The 19,044-nt window shown below is 62.3% G+C and carries 15 protein-coding genes; 9 read left to right on the forward strand and 6 right to left on the reverse strand.

Features of this window, described 5'->3' with window-relative positions; all coding sequences use genetic code 11:
* The first annotated feature begins 170 nt into the window (after positions 1-170).
* On the forward strand, positions 171-6,740 hold the full coding sequence (locus tag FNJ47_RS53970) for an autotransporter-associated beta strand repeat-containing protein (protein ID WP_163157970.1): 6,570 nt from the start codon (positions 171-173) through the stop codon (positions 6,738-6,740).
* Between the two features lie 159 nt (positions 6,741-6,899).
* Here FNJ47_RS53970 and FNJ47_RS25190 read toward each other — a convergent pair whose 3' ends face one another.
* On the reverse strand, positions 6,900-8,567 hold the full coding sequence (locus FNJ47_RS25190; RefSeq protein ID WP_163157972.1) for an NAD-dependent malic enzyme: 1,668 nt from the start codon (positions 8,565-8,567) through the stop codon (positions 6,900-6,902).
* Positions 8,568-9,524: 957 nt separating this feature from the next.
* Between FNJ47_RS25190 and FNJ47_RS25195 the strand changes: the two genes are divergently transcribed.
* The 5 genes from FNJ47_RS25195 (at position 9,525) to FNJ47_RS25215 (ending at position 12,918) form a co-directional block, all read left to right on the forward strand.
* Entirely contained in the window at positions 9,525-9,707 is a 183-nt protein-coding gene (locus tag FNJ47_RS25195) for a hypothetical protein (RefSeq protein WP_163157974.1), read from the forward strand.
* A gap of 174 nt (positions 9,708-9,881) precedes the next feature.
* Complete coding sequence (locus FNJ47_RS25200; RefSeq protein WP_163157977.1) at positions 9,882-10,292, forward strand: hypothetical protein; 411 nt, start codon at positions 9,882-9,884, stop codon at positions 10,290-10,292.
* Positions 10,293-10,670: 378 nt separating this feature from the next.
* Positions 10,671-10,868, forward strand: a complete 198-nt coding sequence (locus FNJ47_RS25205) for a hypothetical protein (protein WP_163157979.1) — start codon at positions 10,671-10,673, stop codon at positions 10,866-10,868.
* Between the two features lie 54 nt (positions 10,869-10,922).
* The gene (locus FNJ47_RS25210; protein WP_163157981.1) at positions 10,923-11,345 is read left to right on the forward strand and encodes a GFA family protein; all 423 of its coding nucleotides are present in this window, start codon (positions 10,923-10,925) and stop codon (positions 11,343-11,345) included.
* 310 nt (positions 11,346-11,655) lie between these two features.
* The gene (locus FNJ47_RS25215; RefSeq protein WP_163158016.1) at positions 11,656-12,918 is read left to right on the forward strand and encodes a CoA transferase; all 1,263 of its coding nucleotides are present in this window, start codon (positions 11,656-11,658) and stop codon (positions 12,916-12,918) included.
* Between the two features lie 153 nt (positions 12,919-13,071).
* Here the strand turns inward: FNJ47_RS25215 and FNJ47_RS25220 are convergent, their stop codons facing one another.
* A complete protein-coding gene (locus tag FNJ47_RS25220; RefSeq protein WP_016847356.1) occupies positions 13,072-13,257 on the reverse strand; it encodes a hypothetical protein in 186 nt (61 codons plus the stop codon).
* A gap of 25 nt (positions 13,258-13,282) precedes the next feature.
* Here FNJ47_RS25220 and FNJ47_RS25225 point away from each other — a divergent pair, with 25 nt between their 5' ends.
* Entirely contained in the window at positions 13,283-13,465 is a 183-nt protein-coding gene (locus tag FNJ47_RS25225; RefSeq protein ID WP_163157983.1) for a hypothetical protein, read from the forward strand.
* A gap of 23 nt (positions 13,466-13,488) precedes the next feature.
* On the opposite strand, the gene FNJ47_RS25230 is transcribed toward FNJ47_RS25225, so the two are convergent.
* The 4 genes from FNJ47_RS25230 to FNJ47_RS25245 all read right to left on the reverse strand — a co-directional run bounded on the left by FNJ47_RS25230 (position 13,489) and on the right by FNJ47_RS25245 (position 16,592).
* Positions 13,489-13,809, reverse strand: coding sequence for a cupin domain-containing protein (locus FNJ47_RS25230; protein ID WP_163157985.1), 321 nt, complete (start codon positions 13,807-13,809; stop codon positions 13,489-13,491).
* Entirely contained in the window at positions 13,806-14,468 is a 663-nt protein-coding gene (locus tag FNJ47_RS25235; RefSeq protein ID WP_236000092.1) for a YqcI/YcgG family protein, read from the reverse strand. The genes FNJ47_RS25230 and FNJ47_RS25235 overlap by 4 nt, the downstream gene beginning before the upstream one ends.
* Before the next feature lie 118 nt (positions 14,469-14,586).
* Positions 14,587-15,879: an MFS transporter gene (locus FNJ47_RS25240; RefSeq protein ID WP_163157989.1), complete on the reverse strand. Its 1,293-nt coding sequence runs from the start codon at positions 15,877-15,879 to the stop codon at positions 14,587-14,589.
* Complete coding sequence (locus FNJ47_RS25245; RefSeq protein WP_165445852.1) at positions 15,879-16,592, reverse strand: hypothetical protein; 714 nt, start codon at positions 16,590-16,592, stop codon at positions 15,879-15,881. Before FNJ47_RS25245 ends, FNJ47_RS25240 begins: the two co-directional genes overlap by 1 nt.
* Before the next feature lie 117 nt (positions 16,593-16,709).
* Between FNJ47_RS25245 and FNJ47_RS25250 the strand changes: the two genes are divergently transcribed.
* A complete protein-coding gene (locus FNJ47_RS25250) occupies positions 16,710-17,675 on the forward strand; it encodes a GlxA family transcriptional regulator (protein ID WP_430649414.1) in 966 nt (321 codons plus the stop codon).
* 165 nt (positions 17,676-17,840) lie between these two features.
* Entirely contained in the window at positions 17,841-18,974 is a 1,134-nt protein-coding gene (locus FNJ47_RS25255; protein ID WP_163157994.1) for an alpha-hydroxy acid oxidase, read from the forward strand.
* Positions 18,975-19,044: the final 70 nt, after the last annotated feature.

Genomic DNA, 19,044 nt, shown 5'->3' on the forward strand with positions numbered 1-19,044 from the left:
ACTGCGACGACATTCGATTCGGTCGAATCGTCGATGAAGCTGTCGATCCGGTGCCGTGGCGGGCGGACCGAATTGTCCTTCGCGGGACCCGCCATCTCGGGCCGCGGCGACGGCTATGCGGTTTCCTCCTGTACAGTTCGGGCTATTTCACCGCCTTCCATGGAGGCACGGTGTCCGGTGGCGCCGGTGGCAACGGTGGCAACGGTGGCGCGGGCGGCTTCGGTACGATTGCGCGCAATTGCACCGGGGGCATCTGCCCCAATCAACTCTCGGAGGATGGCAGCGGCGGCAATGGCGGCAATGGTGGTGGTGGCGGCAATGGCGCCGTTGCGCTTGCAAGTGGAGGCGTGATCGCAACGGCCGACCAAGGTTCATCGATCAAGGGAGGCAACGGTGGCAACGGCGGCAATGGCGGCGATATCGGCCAGCAGCAGTTTTCGGGGACCGGTAGTGGTGGCGCTGGCGGCAGGGGCGGCAACGGCGGGACGGGCGTGGTCCTGGCAGGTGGTGCATCTCTCACGACTTCGGCAGGGACATCGGTCTCAGGAGGCAATGGCGGCGCTGGCGGGACGGGCGGTGCGGGAAATATCCAGATCTTCAATGACGGAAAGGATGTGTCCGGGAACGGAGGAACAGGAGGCAATGGTGGCCTTGGCGTCGCCGTCGGCTACGGCGCGGCCGTTGTCAATGGGGCGGGTGCGACAATCGCGGGAGGCAATGCGGGTCGCGGTGGCAATGCTGGGATACCGCTCGGCGTCCCCTTCAATCCCCCCTATTGCTGTACGAACGGTGCCAATGGTGTCGCCGGCGCCGGAATTGTCGGATCGGGCCAGGCGAACATCATCGATGCGGGCACGATCGAGGGCGGTCTGAACGTCGATGGGTCGCGCGCCGCTGCCATCACCTTCGGCGGTGGCAACAACCGGCTGGAGCTGCAGTCCGGCTACAACATCATCGGCAATGTCGTCGCGACGCAGGATCTGAACAATCCGAATACATTGGCACTCGGTGGAAGCCAGAATGCCAGCTTCGACTTGTCGGGACTCGGCAGTCAGTACCAGGGCTTTACGAACTTCGAGAAGGTCGGAACGAGCGCCTGGACACTGTCTGGAGTGAACGGGCTTATCGGAAGCATCAAGGTCCAGCAGGGCGACCTGACGCTGGGCGCCCAAGCATTCTTCTCGGGTGCGTCCCTTGCCGTGTCCGGGTCCGGCGCACTTCATCTGGTAAGTGGTGGTCAGTTCAGCACCAGCGGTCAAGCAACCATCGCGACCGGCAATCCGCTTGCGACGATCGATGTGACCGGAGCGAACGCGATGTTCAGTGCACACGGACTCGATGTCGAATCCGGCGCACTGACCATCGCCAATGGCGGCTGGGGCAGGATTAACTCGGATGCCGTGCTTGCCGGCGCCGCCGGCGGTTCCACGACCGTTCAAGTCAGCGGTGCCAACTCCTATCTTGGTGTACTCGGCGCCTTGAATATCGGGGCATCGGGGACAGCCAGCGTTACGATCGACAACGGCGCCGTGGTCGAGGCGCTTAACAATGCCAACATCGGCAATATCACCGATCTGGGTACGACAAGCACGGTGACCGTCAACGGCGCGGGGTCTGCGTTGAAGGCGGCCCAGATATCGATCGGAAACGGAGCGCTGACACTGTCCGATGGCGGTCGTGCTTTCGCGAACAGCAATTCGATCGTTGTTTCGCAGGCAGGAGGCTCTGCGTCGCTGAATATCGGTGCGGCTGCCGGAGCGGCGGCGGCGGCGCCGGGCGCGCTGGGAGAAACGGAGACCCTCGCGATCAACAGCCACGGAACGCTGGTCTTCAACCACACCAGCAGCGATTACACTTTCGCCAACAGGGTGATCGGCAACGGCGCGATCAACCTTCTGGCCGGCACCACCATCTTCTCCGGAGACGATAGTCAATTCACCGGAAAGACAACGGTCGCAGGCAGCACGCTGGTCGTCGCCAAGAGTGGCAACCTCGGCGGCACGCTCTCCGTCAATACAGGAGGCCGTCTCGAAGGTCTCGGCGCGGTGGGCTCGACCACGATCAACAACGGGGGCTCGATCGCGCCGTCCAGCAATGGCGCCCTGACCGTCAACGGCAATCTGGCGCTGCATACAGGAGCGGCGTTCGAGTATCATCTCGCCGATCCGTCATCTTCATTATCCGCGACGCCCGCAACAGGCGCGTCGGTGATCAATGTCAATGGCAACCTGGCCCTGAACGGTGCGGGACTCGATGTCCTCGGCAACGGCGCTGATCCGAGCCTCGGCTATCACCGCTTGATCCACTACACCGGCACGTTGTCGGAAACGAATGGAGGGCTGACAGTCGCGAGCTTTCCACCGAGTAGCCCGATCGCCTACCTCTATACGGTCGATACCACGACATCTGCGAACAATGTCGACCTCCTGGTTTTGCCCAATGGCGTGAACGTCCTGCAAGTGTGGGGCGGCGGCACCAACGGCGTCGGCATGGGCAGTGGCACCTGGAACGCCAGCAACACCAACTGGCTCGATCCGATCGGCGGCATCGCGCCGACGCTGTGGGGTAGCGGCTACGGGATCTTCCGTGGCCCCGGCGGCACGGTCACCGTGGACGGCCCGCAATCGGCGATCGGGCTACAGTTCGCCGGTGGCGCCTACACGCTGGCACCGGGTACCGCCGGGTCGCTGAACCTGGTCAAGAGCACTGCGGTCGGGATTGCTGTGCCCGGCATCGACGTCCTTGCCGGCGAGACCGCAACCGTTGGGGTGACGATCAGCGGCACTGACGGTCTGCAGAAGACCAGCGACGGGACGCTGATCCTGGGCGGCGCCAACACCTATTCCGGCGGCACCATCATCAGCGGCGGCGTGTTGCAGATCTCCTCAGACGCCAATCTCGGCGCCCCGAGCGGCGGCCTCACCCTTAACAGCGCCACCTTGCGCACCACGGCGAACATCACCTCCGCGCGGGCGGTGAGCTTGCTGGGGACCGGTGCGTTCGATACCGCCGCCGGCACCACCTTGAGCCTCTCTGGCAACATGATCGGCGCGGGCAGCCTCACCAAGCTCGGCGACGGCACGCTGGCGCTCTCGGGCAGCAACGCCTGGTCCGGCGGCACGACGATCACCGCCGGAACGCTTGTTGGGGTTTCTGCAGGAGCGCTGCCAAACTCGACTGACTACACGCTCACGGGCGGCACGCTCGATCTCAACAACAACAATCTGGTCATGCGTTCGCTGTCGGGGAGCGGTGGCGAGGTCGCGCTCGGCAGTGCCAGGCTGACCGTCGATCAAGCCACTGACACCTATTATGGCGGCATTGTCTCCGGCTCAGGCGGACTGACAAAATCCGGCGCCGGCCTTCTGCTCCTGACCGGCAACAATACATACGGTGGCGGCACGATTATCAGCGGCGGCACGCTTGCCGTCGGCTCCGACAGCAATCTGGGCGCCCCTACAGTCGCCATCTCGATGTCCAACGGCAGCACGCTCGCGACGCTGGGCAACATCACGACGGCGCGCAATTTCGACGTCGCCTCGGTCGCCACGCTTTACACCTATGGCTTGACGACCCTGACAGTTACCGGCGCGATTTCCGGTTCGGGCACGCTGGTGAAGGATGGCCTCGGGACCTTGACGCTGACCGGCACGAACAATTACGGCGGCACTACCGCCATCTCCACGATCATCTCCGAAGGCACGCTGCAGCTTGGCAATGGCGGCAATTCCGGCTCGATCACGGGTGACGTCGTTAACAACGGCGTGTTCGCCTTCAATCGAGCCGATACGATGACCTTCGGTGGCGCGATTTCCGGCAGCGGCGCGGTCACGCAAATCGGCACCGGCGCGACGATTCTCACCGGCACGAACACCTATACCGGAAATACCTTCATCGAAGCCGGGACATTGCAGCTCGGTAACGGCGGCACCTCCGGATCGATCACGGGCGGTGTGCTGAACAACGGCGCGCTTGTCTTTAACCGTTCGGACATCACCACTTTTGCTGGCCTGATCGCTGGCAATGGATCGCTGACGCAGGCGGGGTCGGGAAAGACGATTCTGACCACCGATAATACCTATCTGGGCGGCACGACGATCACAGCGGGGACACTGCAACTCGGCAACGGCGGCACGTCGGGTTGGATTACCGGCAATGTGACCAACAATGGCACGCTGACTTTCAACCGCTCAGATGCAATTATCTTTGACGGTACGATTACTGGAACCGGCGCGGTGAATCAGCTCGGTTCGGGCGCGATAGTTTTCTCCGCAAACAACAGCTACGTCGGCGGCACGACGATCGCGGCCGGCGCGCTGGTACTTGGCAATGGCGGAATCTCGGGGACAATTGTCGGTGACGTCACCAACAACAGTGTCCTCGCCTTCAACCGTTCGGACACGTCGGTGTTCGCCGGCGCGATTACCGGCACAGGTGCCGTGCAGCAGATCGGCGCGGGCACCACGGTGTTGACCGGCACCAATACCTATAGCGGCGGCACACTGATTGCCGCGGGCACGCTGCAGCTCGGCAATGGCGGCACGTCGGGCTCGATCAGCGGCAACGTCATCAACAATGGCGTCCTCGCCTTCAACCGCTCGGACACGTTGCTGTTCGCCGGCGCGATTACCGGCACAGGTGCCGTGCAGCAGATCGGCCCGGGCGCGATGGTGCTGACCGGCACCAGTACCTATCATGGAGGCACCTTGATTGCCGCCGGCACGCTGCAGCTCGGCAATGGCGGTACGTCCGGTTCGATCATCGGTGATGTCCAGAATGAGGGCACACTGGCGTTCAACCGCGCCGACACCGTCGTCTTCGCGGGCAATGTCACCGGCGCTGGCGCGCTCGCGCAGATAGGGTCGGGCACTACCGTGCTAACCGGCAACAACAGCTTCAGCGGAGGCACCACAATCGCGGCAGGCACGCTTGTCGTGGGTGATGGGGATACTTCCGGCACTCTCACAGGTAACGTCGTCAACAAAGGTACACTCGCCTTCTACCGGTCGGATACTTCCGTGTTTGCCGATACGATCTCCGGCACCGGTGCGCTCGCCCAGATCGGCTCGGGCACCACAAGGCTCAACGGCATCTCCAGCTACACCGGTGCGACGGACATTTACGCCGGGCGCCTGTCGGTGAACGGCTCAATTGCATCGTCCACGCTCACCACCGTGCATGCAGGCGGCACACTCGGTGGCAACGGTATCGTCGGCCAGACCCTGGTCGACGGCGGGACGCTGTCGCCAGGCAATTCAGTCGGGACGTTGACAGTGCAGGGCAACCTGACGTTCACCGCGGCCGCGGCGTATCTCGCAGAGCTCAATTCCGTCACCTCCGATCGCGTCAATGTCAGCGGTATAGCCAAGCCGGGTGGCGCCACCGTCGTTGCGGTCTATACTGGTGACGGCTACGTGAAGACGCGCTACACCCTCCTCAATGCCGCAGGCGGCGTCCAGGGTACCTTCGGCGGACTGATCAACACCAACCTGCCGGCAAGCTTCAACCCATCGCTGAGCTACGATCCCAACAACGTCTATCTCGATCTCAAGCTCGCCTACACCGGCCTGAATGCGAACCAGCAGAGTGTGGCCTATGCACTGTCGAGCGCCTTCAGCTCCGCCGGCGCGATCCCGCTGGCGGTCGGCGGCCTGACGCCCGCGGGTCTCACGGTGGCGTCAGGCGAGCTCGCGACCGGCGTGCAGCAGACCACGGTCGACGCCATGGGTTTGTTCATGGCGACCATGACCGATCCGTCGGTGGCCGGGCGCACCGGATGGCCGTCGGTCGATGTCCGTACAACGCCGGGCTATGCGGCGGCGAAGCGGAATGAACCCGGCGCCGCGCGCGATGCGTTGGCGGCACTTCCAGGTGCAATGGCGGCCATATCATTCGATCAACGCTGGGGCGTCTGGGCGGCAGGGTTCGGCGGCGCACGTATTACCGATGGTAACGACGTGGTCGGGTCGCACAGCCTCACCGACCGGATTTATGGTGCGGCCGTTGGCGCGGACTACCGGTTGTCGGCGGATACGCTGCTTGGTTTTGCCATGGCTGGTGGCGCAACCAGCTTCGACCTGGCTAACGGTCTCGGGAGCGGGCGCTCTGATCTGTTTCAGGCCGGCGTGTACGCCTATCACCACATCGGCGCCGCCTATGTATCGGCGGCGCTCGCCTATGGCTGGCAGGATGTCACGACAGACCGCACGGTGGCGCTTGCCGGGGGCGGTCGCTTGCGTGCCGGCTTTCAGGTCAATGCATTCTCCGGCCGCTTAGAAGGCGGGTACCGGTTTGCGACGCCTTGGGCCGGGCTCACGCCCTATGCCGCCTGGCAGTTCGTGACGCTTGATCTGCCGTCCTATGCCGAAGGCGTGCTCGCGCGCGGCAATATATTCGCGTTGAACTACGCCTCGCGGAGCGAAACCGCGAGCCTGTCCGAACTTGGCCTGTACACCGACAAATCCTTCGCTCTCGACAACGCTGTCCTGACACTGCGTGGCCGTGCCGCCTGGGTGCACAATTTCGATATCGACCGCAGCGTTGCCGCAACGTTTCAGGCGTTGCCGCAGGCAAGCTTCTTCGTTCGCGGCGCGGCGCTAGCCACTGACGCCGCGCGCACGACGGCGTCGGTCGACCTGAAGTGGATCAACGGCTGGTCGGTCGCCGGAACATTCGAAGGCGAGCTCTCCGGTCCCAGCACAAGCCTCACCGGCAAGGGCACCGTCAGCTATCAATGGTGAGGCACGTTGTCCGGCAGCGGAACGCTTTTGCCTCAGCTGCCGATTGCTCGATCAATTGAGAGCCCCTGCGCCCCCCCACCGAAGAGTAGAGGGGCCACGACGAAGAAGTTCCAGAGAGAAGAGTGGTGGGACTCTTCGTTCCGCTTGAATCCCGGAGTTCTACGGCGCGAGATAGCTGCGATACTCTGCTTCGAACATCTGAGCTCGGATGTGGTCGTGCAAATCATCTGGCTCGCGACCGTTGCCGAGGCCGCGCCGATAGGCGAGCCGGGCGACCTCCGTAGCGATACGGCAGGAGACCTCGCGGATGCGCGGGAGCGCCGGGTAAAGGCTGCCTTGCGCGAGATCCGCTTCGGTAACAAGACCCGACAAGGTCTGCGCCGCTACCATGAACATCTCGTCGGTGATCCGTCTGGCGCCCGACGCGATCACGCCAAGGCCGACGCCCGGAAATATGTAGGAGTTGTTGCCTTGGCGTGGCACGAAACGGCGACCCTCGAGCGTCACCGGTGAATAGGGACTTCCGCAGGCGAACAGTGCTCTGCCGCCGGTGTGATGATAAGCGTCCTCCGCGCTGCATTCCGCTTGTGACGTGGGATTGGAGAGCGCGAAAATAATCGGTCGAGCATTGAGCTCAGCCATCGTGCGCAGCACCGCTGGCGTGAAGGTGCCGCCTACCGCCGAGACTCCAATGATGCCTGTGGGCTGAAGTGTCTTGATCGCCGCGAGAAAGTCGGTCACCCGCGGGTGCTCGTGAGCGTAGCCTAACTTATGGTCGGCGAGATCATTGCGCCCCTTGACTACCAACCCCTTGGAATCGACCAGCCAGATCCGACTTCGTGCTTCCTCCTCCGAAATGCCCTGGGCCATCATGGCGGCTACCACCAGGTCGGCGATGCCGGTCGCAGCCTCTCCAGCGCCGAGAAACAAGAGCTTCTGCTCTGCCAACCGGCCGGAAGTGACCCGTAACGCCGAGAATAGGCCGGCGAGCGCCACTGACGCAGTGCCCTGGATATCATCGTTGAAGACGCAGGCAGTGTCGCGATAGCGCTGTAGAAGCCGGAAGGCATTGTGATTTGCAAAATCCTCGAACTGGATCAGTACGCCGGGAAAAGCCTGCTGCGCTGCTCGCATGAATTCGTCGACGATTGCGTCGTAGTCGCCACCGCGCAGCCGGGGTTGCCGTAAGCCGATATATTGAGGGTTCTTGAGAAGCTCGACGTTATTGGTGCCTACGTCCAGAACCACCGGAAGGCACAGCGAAGGATGGATGCCGGCACAAGCGGCGTATAGCGAGAGCTTGCCAACTGGGATGCCCATGCCATTGGCGCCGAGGTCGCCAAGGCCAAGGATACGTTCGCCGTCGGTCACCACGATGAGCCGCGCCGGGTGCGGCCAGTTGCGCATCATCTCGACGATCTGGCCACGGTCATTGGTGCTGATATAGAGGCCGCGCGGACGCCGAAAGATGTCGCCGAAGCGCTGACAGACTTCGCCGACCGTCGGAGTGTAGATCAACGGCTGAATCTCGTCGATATGATCGCAGACTACACGTAGGAACAACGTCTCGTTGCGATCGCGCAGTGCGTTCAGAGCGACGAACTTCTCCAGATTGTCCGGCAGGCGCCGCAGGTTCTTCAAAATGCGGTCTGCCTGCTCCGCCATGGTTGAAACGTGAGGCGGCAGGAGGCCACGCAAGCCGAAAGCGTCGCGCTCGGCGAGCGAGAAGGCCGTGCCCTTGTTCAGCAGCGGATCACGCAGTAACGCGAGACCGTGCGGCAGATCGACCGATGCGACAGCCGGCTTCTTTGGTGTGGAAAGGGGCATGGTATCCTCACGGCTTCGTCCCGCCGGCATTTGCCGCAATCGGGTCCTCATATGTCATTCGGACTGCCTCCTTGTCGCTCGCGCTTCAAGGCCTGCGGGGACGATGTCGTGTTCGCGTGCTGCCCGAACTGGGCCTCCACGTTGATCGTTGACGAACGCAAATGACAAGCACAATTTGGCTCCGCGGCTCATTCGGTCGCGTTCGTTGCGCTGCAACAACGCGCGCTTGGTCTGGATGACGAGGGTAGGGCAATGCACGTGACTACTGGTAATGGACCCACGCGCAGAATTTCCTCGACATTGTTGCGGCCGAATCTGCTTGGCCATGATCCATTGACGCGGTGCGAAGAGACGTAGCGCCCAATGCAGTCCCTGGGCGTGGAGACAAACGAACCCGCGGAGTTTCTGCCATAAGCGCGTGGGCTGATGCGTGATTGCAAAAGGTATCCGCTGCGACCACAACGAGGAGGAGTTCGCTCCCACGGCGCTGGCCGTTGTTCGATCGTTGATGCGACCGCGAAGGCAGTATGGGGGCGGCAGACTTTGTTAGCGAGATCGCGACCAACTCCGGAATAGCGGCTGAATTCAGAGCACGTCGTCGTTAGACTGGATGGGACCGCCAATGTCTCGATCTCCTTACACGCCAAATGAAAGAATGATCGTGGCGCTTTCGGCACTGTCCAATGATAGTCGAGCGTGCAGTGACCCTGCTAACCGCACTAATCCGACCGCTGCCTTGTTTTCCAGGGAAGCAGTCGCGCGGCGCGTGGGACCGCAGAATATCTTTACCGTTGGAACGCCCGAACGAGCGGGTAGCCGGTTGCGGTGCCGCGCTCATTCGCCGGATGCGGGATCCCTCGGGAGCACTCGGCTGCCGTGGCGCACAAGCCGGACCTTGCCTCGTGGGACAGACTCACCGTAACTCCGACCGACTGCATCCTGGTTGGAGACTTACCGATGAATCGGTCGAATGGGCTGCCGGACGACGGCTATGCGTTGATTGTCGATGGCCAGGTGAAGACGGAATTCAAGACGAGGGAGAGCGCCGAAGCCGGCGCCAGGGATTTGAAGCGGCGCTTTCCGGTGCTGCAGATCCGGCTGTATGACGCTGAATCTAGGCGGGCCGAGGAGTTCGCCTGACTGGCTGATCGCCTTTGGAGACGAAGATATGACGCCGGCTGCGGCGGTTTGCGGGCCGACCCGAGCGATCCTGCATCATGTTGATTCTCAACCTGGGCTTGTCCTATTCGGCTGCCAAGTTGCGGCCAGTGAGGGCTTTGCCATGCGAAATTTTTCGCCACGCTCTTCCTCCTGTTGCTTCTGCTGACTGCCCAACAGGCGAAAGCCTGGAATGCCGACGGCCATCAGATTGTCGGCGCCATCGCAGATGCCATGCTGTCCGCGAATGCCAAGGCGAAAGTTGCATCCATCCTGGGCGTCGATCTGCGCACCGCGCCCTGGCTCGATTGTTTGAAGAGCGTCCCTCGTCAGGACGACGGTACTTTCAGGCACGTTGTGGAAGAGGCGTTTGAGGCTCCTTGCACGCCCTTCAAGGATGCCAGGGACCTGATGGAGCCTATGTCGGGTGCAATTTCGTGCAGTGCAGCGATACGATGCATCGCAAGGAGAACGGCCGAGTTCGACGAGGAGGTGGGATGTCACAACACCTACCATTTCGACGACATCTCAATTCGACGACATCTCAATCCTGCGCGATCGCTTTGACCGCAGCTTCCAGGGGATCAATGAGCACGACATCGTTGCCACCATCAATGCTGCCATTGCTGTCCTGAAGGATCGCCCGTCACCTCCACCGTTCAAGATCGCGATAATGGCAGAGGTGCTCTTTTTTTCTTGCGCATTTGATAGGAGAGCTTCACCAGCTGCTGCATGTCGGGGCCGGACCATCTTGCGCAGTGTTACAAGGATACCCGGGTAACGTTGATGCGCGGTTTGCCGAGCTGCAAAATGCCCCGGAATTGTCACGGTTGAATTGAAGTGGTGTGCTCAGGTTCGGGTTGTTGTACCGCACAGAAATAGTTGGTCGCCTTGGACCGTGCCTCACTTCACAATTCTGAGCCCTTACTTGAGTGTGATGGGGTCATGTTCGGCCATGCCGATGCCAAAGATGGTCGACAGCGGCGCGGACTCTCATGTAACTTCGCCCGCGTCGACGACCTGCCTGCATTCGAGCGCAGTGTGATTGCCTCTTGTGTGGGGACGGTCTGGTACATCCACAAGGGAGTTCGCAGCGGCCACGCCCGCCCAAGTCTTATCCTGCATCGCGAACATCACGAGTAACGTGGGTTGATGCCGACGCGGAGTCCGATCAATTTACCCAGGGAGGAGCGACCGATGAACCACACTGGAAACTGCTTTTGTGGCGCCGTTGAACTCAAGGTCACGGGGGAGCCTGAGGCAATGGGCTACTGCCACTGCCGCTCATGCCGTTCCTGGTCCGGCGGTCCGGTGAATGCATTCAGCCTCTGGAAACCTGAAGCGGTCGAGGTCACCAAGGGCGCCGATCATATCGGTACCTTCGAGAAGACCGCGATGAGCCAGCGCAAATACTGCACCAAGTGCGGCGGTCACCTGATGACCAACCACCCGACGCTCGGGCTTGTCGACGTGTTCACGGCAACGATCCCGACGCTGAAATTCAGCCCCGGTGTTCACGTCAATTATTCCGAGGCGGTGCTGCCGATACGCGATGGCTTGCCGAAGCTGAAGGATTTTCCGGCCGAGTTCGGCGGATCCGGCGAGGTGATCGCTGAATAGCGCGACCACTCTCGATGCTGAAAGCGGGTAGCGGCAGGGCGTCGCTGCCCGCCGATGCATGTTCTTTCGACGGCCGGACGCCGCGACAGATCCGTTATCGGGCAGGTCTCCCTGATACTCCGGTCGTCCGACCGTGCCGTTCGCCGGATCTTTCATGGCCGATGACAGATGACAGCCATGTCAGACGAAGGTCCCGCCCTGCAAAATCCGGGTTTGGTCTTGGTGATGGGCTTCCGCTAAAAGGCCAACGGTGCAGGTCCTGCCAAGGGCCGCGGTATTTCGCCTGACAAAATAACAGAGGAAGCGTCGGATCATGACCAGACCAGAATTGCCAGAGCGCACGCCGCGCGGGGAGGGAGTTCCGACGGCGCTCGATGGCCTGCTGGTTGTCGATTTCACCCGCGTCGTCGCCGGCCCGGCCTGCACGCAAACGTTGGCCGATTTCGGGGCCGAGGTCATCAAGATCGAGAATCCTGACGGCGGTGACGACACGCGCGCCTACGAGCACGCCGAAATTGGCGGCGAGAGCGCGGCGTATCTGAGCCTCAACCGCAACAAGCGCGGCATTGCGCTCGATTTCAACAATCCGGCTGCGCTCGACGTCGCGCGCGCGCTGATTGCCAAGGCCGACGTCGTGGTGGAGAATTTCTCCGGCGGCGTGATGAAGAAATTCGGTCTCGACTATGCATCGGTGGCGCCGACCAATCCGCGGCTGATCTATTGCTCGATCTCCGCCTACGGCCGCAAAGGTGATTTCGCGCTACGTCCAGGTTTTGACCCGATCACGCAGGCCGAAAGCGGCTTCATGTCGCTCAACGGCTTTCCGGATGGTGAGCCGGTGCGCACCGGTCCGCCGATCGTGGACATGGCGACAGGCATGTCGGCCTGCAACGCCATCCTGCTGGCGTTGATTGCGCGCGATCGGCTCGGTCGCGGCCAGCAGGTCGAGGTCGCGTTGATCGACACCGCGGTGTCGATGACCGGCTTCTACGGTATGGCTTATCTCATCAACGGCAACAATCCCGGCCGTTTCGGCAACTCTCCGAACGGTTCGCCGACCGTCGGCGTCTATCGGGCCTCCGATGGTCCGCTCTACATGGCCTGCGCCAACGACCGGCTCTATCGCCGGCTCGTGACCGACGTATTGGAGCGCCCGGATCTCGTCACCGACCCCGAGTTTGCCCACCGCAAGAATCGCACCGCCAACAAGGAGAAGCTGCGCGCCATTATTGCCAGCGTGTTTGCGAGCGACACGCTTGAGAACTGGATGGCCAAGATGAAGAAGGCCAACATCCCGGTTGGCTATCTGCGCACGGTCGAGGAAGGCTTCAACGCACCCGAGGTGCGCGATCGCGATCGCCTGAGCAACATCGCACATCCAACCGCCGGCTCGGTTCCGAACATCGAGCAGCCGGTCAATATGAGCCTGACGCCGACGGTCGATCCCGTTGCGGCTCCGCTGCTCGGTCAGCACACACGCGATGTGTTGAGCAAGACGCTTGGCTACGACGATCGGCGTATCGCCGCATTGGCGGAGGCAGGCGCGTTCGGCAAAGCAGGGAATACCGGCTAGCGCGGCCATCCTGCACCGAAGTCAGATATTCGCGGAACCAACCCATCGCAGGCGAGAGGAAAGCCTCTCGCCTCGCCCGACGTCGTTCAGACGTCACAGGCCCCCGGCGCGTGCCGGCCGGCGTGCGAGCCGGAACTGGCCCGTTTCGGGACCTCAGTTCGGCTTGCTGCGCAAGTTGTTCCTTGGCATACTTTCAACTTCTTCGGGCTCCGCCCGATCAATCTCGAGGCGTGCCATCCTGAGTATCAGGGTTGCCGTGGTGAGGCCGAGGCGTTCGGCCTCTTGCGCTGCGGTGTCGACCTTCTGGGCCAAGCCTTCACGTTTACCTGGGTATGCCATTCGTAATCCTCACTTAAGGTGCGAGATGAAAAATCCCACATATGTTGCAGAGCTGCAGAAAAAGCTCGGAGCTCCATCGAGCGAAACACTGGAAAGCCTGCGACTGCTGAAGGCTTTCCTTCGACTTGCGCCCGACCAGCGTTCCGAGGTCATCGAACTGGTCGAACGTTTGGCGGTTGACCCGCCGCGCGATCCTTCACTGTCCTGAGGTGTTCGCGTTTTCCCTGGATGTCAGTTGTTCATCGCTCTCGCAGGCGGCTGTGTCGCGATCACGTAAATTGCGCCACCCTCGAGCGCTTCGGATTGATGCCGGGTTCCGGCAGGCAGCATGATGGTGTCGCCAGCGCCGACCACCCGCTCACCGCCGTCCCAGATGAAGTTCAGCCGGCCACTGATGATCATCAGGATCTCATCGACCGCATGAGTATGGAAGTGATGCACCTTGCCGGCAGCATCATGCTGCAGCTCGACGGAGCCCTGGGCCGGGAGCAGGTTCAGGATCTCCCGGTCGATGGCAAATTCGGTCTTCGTGCTTGCGATGATCTGGGTCATGCTGCCTGTTCCTTGTTCGCGATAGCTGGCGTCTTGTTCTGCGCGAGCTTGGCGAAGGGGCAGCCACCGCTCGCGTTGTTGTCGTCATGCAGGAAATACTGCTTGTATTCGCGGCCCTCGGTTGCGCCGTAGCGGCCAAGCAGCGGAGAGGGGCTGGCGCTGTCATAAGGGATCAAACGCTTGCGCACCTCGGCGAACGCGGCGGCCGCCGCCTTCTCGGTCCCAAGGATCTTCTCGAACACCCAGCGCGGCTGGAACGTGAGCATGAAGGCGCTGGAGCGGCGGCTCTGTCGCATCACATGCGCGGGGGTCGTGCAGACCACGAAGATCGGCTCGCCCGCAAACGAGAATTCCCACATCGGGTGGTCGATCTGCTCCGGAATCTCTGATGGCCAGGGGTTCTTGTCCAGGCGCGCGAGCTGGTCGAGCGTCAGCCACATTTTGCGATAATAGGCGTCGAGCGTCTGCACTGGGCGGGGCCGCGTGAAAACGATCAATGAGGTGTTGGGGCCGAACGAGCGGGCCTCCGACACATACTGTGCGAGTTGATCGCCGAGCACCGCGACGTCATACGGGTCGAGGAACAGGTAGCGGAGCTGATCCTGGCGATGCCCGGTTACCCCGAACACGCAAGGAAACGGCCTAGCCTCGCTGCTCATTTGCGCTTCAAACTCGGAGAACATCACGCTTTGCCAGCTGCTGACCGGAAAGGTTGACGCAACTTCGCCTTTTCTCAAGAACAAGCGCTCCATAACACCCCCTACACTCATAACGACACTAACGAGCTATCAACTTGCTTCTCATCAGCAGCGGCCCGGCAACGCCCGGCAGCGACATGAGAAGCAGAATGACAATCAATGCGCTGTAGCCGCCGTCGCCGATCACGGCCTTGTTGTGCACGGCGTCGGTCCCGGAGGCGTGGCTCGCAGCAAGCATCGCGAAGCCGATGATGGGCTGCGAGATGCCGGCAAAGATCCCCGCAGCCGTGGTGTTCACGGAAGCACCTACACCGATCAGGTCGGTGGTGTAGAGCTTCTTGACGCATTTCAGGACCAGCGGGACGGTGCCGCCGGCGACGAGGCCCAAGGCCGTGAACACGACGGTGACGTAGGCGAGGCCAAATGTCTGGGCGATCGGCGGCAGCAGCATCGCGATCAGCAGCATGCGCAACACGCAGATGCCGATCAACGCGCGGTCGAGCGCCGCTGCGGCGCGATCGGCGGCATGACCGAGGAAGATCGAGCCGAGCGCGTTGCCGATCATGAAGGCGAGCAGGGGCGTGCCCGCAGCGGTCGGAGAGATATTGAAGACATGCGCGACCATCGGAATGCCCCAGATGCCCGACAGCGTCGTCACGACCGCGAAGTGTGATGCAAACGTCATCGCGCAACCCCAGTTCGCGATATGGGCCAGCGCTTGCCGCGCAGCCGTCACGATGCCCTTCAGCGTCTTGTTGCTCTGCGAGGCAGGATCGGGCTTGAGCGCGAGCTTGGCGAAGGCGAGGTTGGCGAGGCCAATGCAGGCGATGAAGAGGAAGCAGGCGCGCCAGCCGAACCCGGAGACCGCGGCCGCGAGCGGCGTGGTTGCGATCACGCCTCCGACATAGCCGGAGACCTGCGAGATGCCCGACATCATGCCGAACCGCTCGTCCGCAAAGCTTTGCGCGACCAGCTTCAGCAGTGCGGTAAACACCAGTGCATCGCCGCAGGCGACGATCAGGCGCGCAGCAAAAACATCGAGCAGATTGGGTGCGAGCGCGAACGCCGCGCTGCCGAGCGACGAGGCGACCATGCTGACGAGGACGACGCGCTTGACACCGTAGCGGTCGACCAGAAGGCCGGCCGGGATCTGCATCAAGGTGTAGCCCCAGAAGTAGCTCGAGGCGAGCATCGCAACACCGGCCGCGTCGGTGTTGAAATCGTGCATGAAGCTGAGGCTTATCGATTGCGGCGACACGCGCTGCAGGAAGGCGATGGCATAGGCGATGGCGACCGCTGTCCAGCCGAGATAAACGCGATCGGTGAATCGCGACGTCGGGGCGTAAACTGCTTGTTGTCCGAGCACCGACATCAAACCCTCGCGTAGCCGACCGAGAAAAGGGCATCCGCTGAATTCGGAATCTTGCGCGACATCGCGGCATCGACCAGCGATGCGGTGCCATGATAGGCCTGCCGATGGTGCTTAATATGGCCGTAAGCGCCACGCATGATCATATCGGGCAATTCGAGCGGCTTGCCCGGATAGAGCGAGGTGCACATCTCGATACAGGCGGCCTGCAACGCCGGATCCTGCGCATCATCGAGCAACGATGGAGACACTTTTTCGCAAATCTTAGCGTTCGCCGCCCAGACGATCGGATTGCGGGTCCGCCAGCCGTAGAGCACGTTGCCGTCGGCTCTCTCGGCGGCGCCCGAACATTTCAGGACTTCCGATGTGAAGAAGCCGTAGAAGCCGCGACCCTGGTGCGCCGGGAGCACTTCCGTGCCGCTGCGATAGATTCCAAGTCCGGCCGACATCTGCAGGATGCGGTAGACCGAGAAGGCCACGAGGCCGGAGCCGTCATAGACGAGGATCAGGCTGTATTTCCTGTCGAACGGCGAGGAGGTTGCTGTCCAGTGCGGCTCGGTGGCCTGCCAGTTGATGGCAATGATGCCGTTCATGGCGTCCATCAGCGGCTGACGGTCGCAGGCTTCGATCCGGGAGGCATCCGGTAGGCTGTAGATCGCGTAATCCGTCCACGGCGATTTGATCGCCTGGTACCCGCTGCCCAGATTTCGCGACATGGCAGAACTCCAGAATTCCATGGCGAGCTATACAGGGCAGCCTCGAATGGCTTAAAGGACAATATGCCCTCGAAAACTGCCAAAGCGCCCCGGCCGGAGCCGCGCGACACGAAAGCGATGCGATCGATCGCGATCGTTGCCTTTCCGGGCGTGACCTTGCTCGACATCTCGGGTCCGGCGCAGGTGTTCGCAGAGCTGGAGGCGATTGAGCTGCCCGGGCCCGGCTATTCGCTGTCCTATCTGTCGACCTCAGGCGGATTGGTGCCGACCGATGTCGGCATGATGATCGACACGGCGCCGATCGACAGTCTTGCGCCCGCCGAGGTCGACACGCTGGTGATCCCCGGCGGGCCGGGCATCTGGAAGATCCGCAACGACGCCAAGTTGATGAACTGGATCGCGGAGGCGCTGCCGAAGGCGCGCCGTATCGCGTCGGTATGTCTCGGTGCATTTGCGCTGGCCTGGACAGGAATTCTGGACGGCAAGCGGGCTGCAACGCATTGGCGCTATTGTCCCCGTCTGCAGGACAGCTTCCCGAATATCCGCGTCGAGCCCAACGCCATCTTCGTCAAGGACGGACGGGTCTGGTCGTCGGCCGGCGTCAGTGCCGGTATCGATCTGGCGCTCGCCATGATCGAGGAGGATTTCGGCCACACCACCGCGCTTGATGTTGCGCGCAGGCTTGTCGTGTTCCTGAAGCGACCCGGCGGTCAGAGCCAGTTCTCGACCGTCCTTGCGGCCCAGGCGTCGGACGTCGAGGGCCGCTTCAGCGCGCTGCATGCCTGGATCATCGAGAACATCACTGATGACCTCAAGGTCGAGACCCTTGCGGAGAAGGCCGGCATGACGCCACGCACGTTCGCCCGGACCTATGTCAGCCGCACCGGCATGACACCTGCGAGCGGCGTCGAGGCGCTGCGCGTGGAGACAGCGCGCCTTCTGCTCGAAAGTCGCCAGATCGGCGGCGTGGTCGAGGTCGCCAAGCGCGCGGGGTTCGGCGATGATGAACGAATGCGGCGGGCTTTCCTGCGCCACCTCGGCGTGTCGCCGACCGAGTACCGAAACCGGTTTTCGGGCAGTTAGCTCGCCTCAGGCGAGAATGGTTCTGATGCAGACCGCCTCGCGCCGAAAGCCGATCTATCTCACAGGCGAATAGCTGGCCTTCGCTGGCCGGATTCGTCGCTCAGGCGGTAGCTTTTCCGGTTTGTCTGCGGCTAATGTGCCGGCCAAATCGGGAGAAGAAACACCATGAATGACGGGACCCCCATTCGGCAAGCGCGCAATGTCGAACTCGGCGCCAGCGGCGAGGAATTCCAGAACCTGCACGAATTCGCGCAAAAGGCCCGCACCAGGCTGAACCAGAACGCCTGGGACTACATCGTCGGCGCCTCCGAGACCGAGACCACGATGCGCCGCAACAGAATGGCGCTCGACGAGATCGCGTTCCGGCCGCGCGTCCTGCGCAATGTCATCAATGTCGATCCTTCCACCGAGCTATTCGGACGCAAGCTCCGGCTTCCCGTGATGATCGCTCCGGTCGGTGCGCTCGAGATCTTCGATCCGGATGCGGGCGCAGCCGTCGCGCGAGGGGCGGGAACATTCGGTGCCGCGCATATGCTAAGCTCGGTGTCCGAGCCTGGGCTGGAGAACACTGCCAAGGCGGCGCCTGACGCCTTGCGCATCTTCCAGCTCTATGTGCGGGGCGATGATGCCTTCGTCGAGGATGTGGTCAGCCGTACGATCGACAATGGCTACGCCGCGTTTTGCCTCACGGTGGACACCGCCCATTACAGCCGGCGCGAGCGCGACATCGCCAAGCGCTACGTCCGCGAAAGTCGCATCCGCGCCACCGGCGGCGATTTCCAGAAGGGTCTGGAATGGCGGACGGTGAAGTTGATCAAAGACAAGTTCAAGATTCCGCTGATACTCAAGGGAATCGCGACTGCCGAAGATGCAAGGATCGCCCTCGATCACGGGGTCGACTGGATCTACGTCTCAAATCATGGCGGGCGGCAGCTCGACCACGGCCGCGGGTCCATGCACGTCCTGCCCGAGATCGTTCAGGCGGTCGCCGGCCGTGCCAAGATCATGGTCGACGGTTCGATCTGCCGCGGCACCGACATCGTGAAGGCTATCGTCTCGGGCGCCGACCTGGTCGGGATCGGCCGTCTGCAATGCTGGGCGCTCGCCGCGGCCGGCGAGGCGGGCATCGTTCGGATGCTTGAGTTGCTCGAGGACGAGGTGATCCGCTGCCTTGGACTGCTCGGCGTCACCAGCTTTGCCGAACTGGACAAGTCCTATCTGCATCCGGCGATGCCGACCAATCTGCCGAGCGTGTTCAGCGCATTCCCGCTGCTCGATATCGACCCCTATCGTTACTGAGCGGCTGCGAGAGAGGCATGATGCGTTCGGAGTGCGGGGCACTTCGATCGCGTGCGCCATCAACCTGTGG

Origin of the sequence: Bradyrhizobium uaiense (genome assembly GCF_010811875.1) — a bacterium.
GTDB lineage: Bacteria > Pseudomonadota > Alphaproteobacteria > Rhizobiales > Xanthobacteraceae > Bradyrhizobium > Bradyrhizobium uaiense.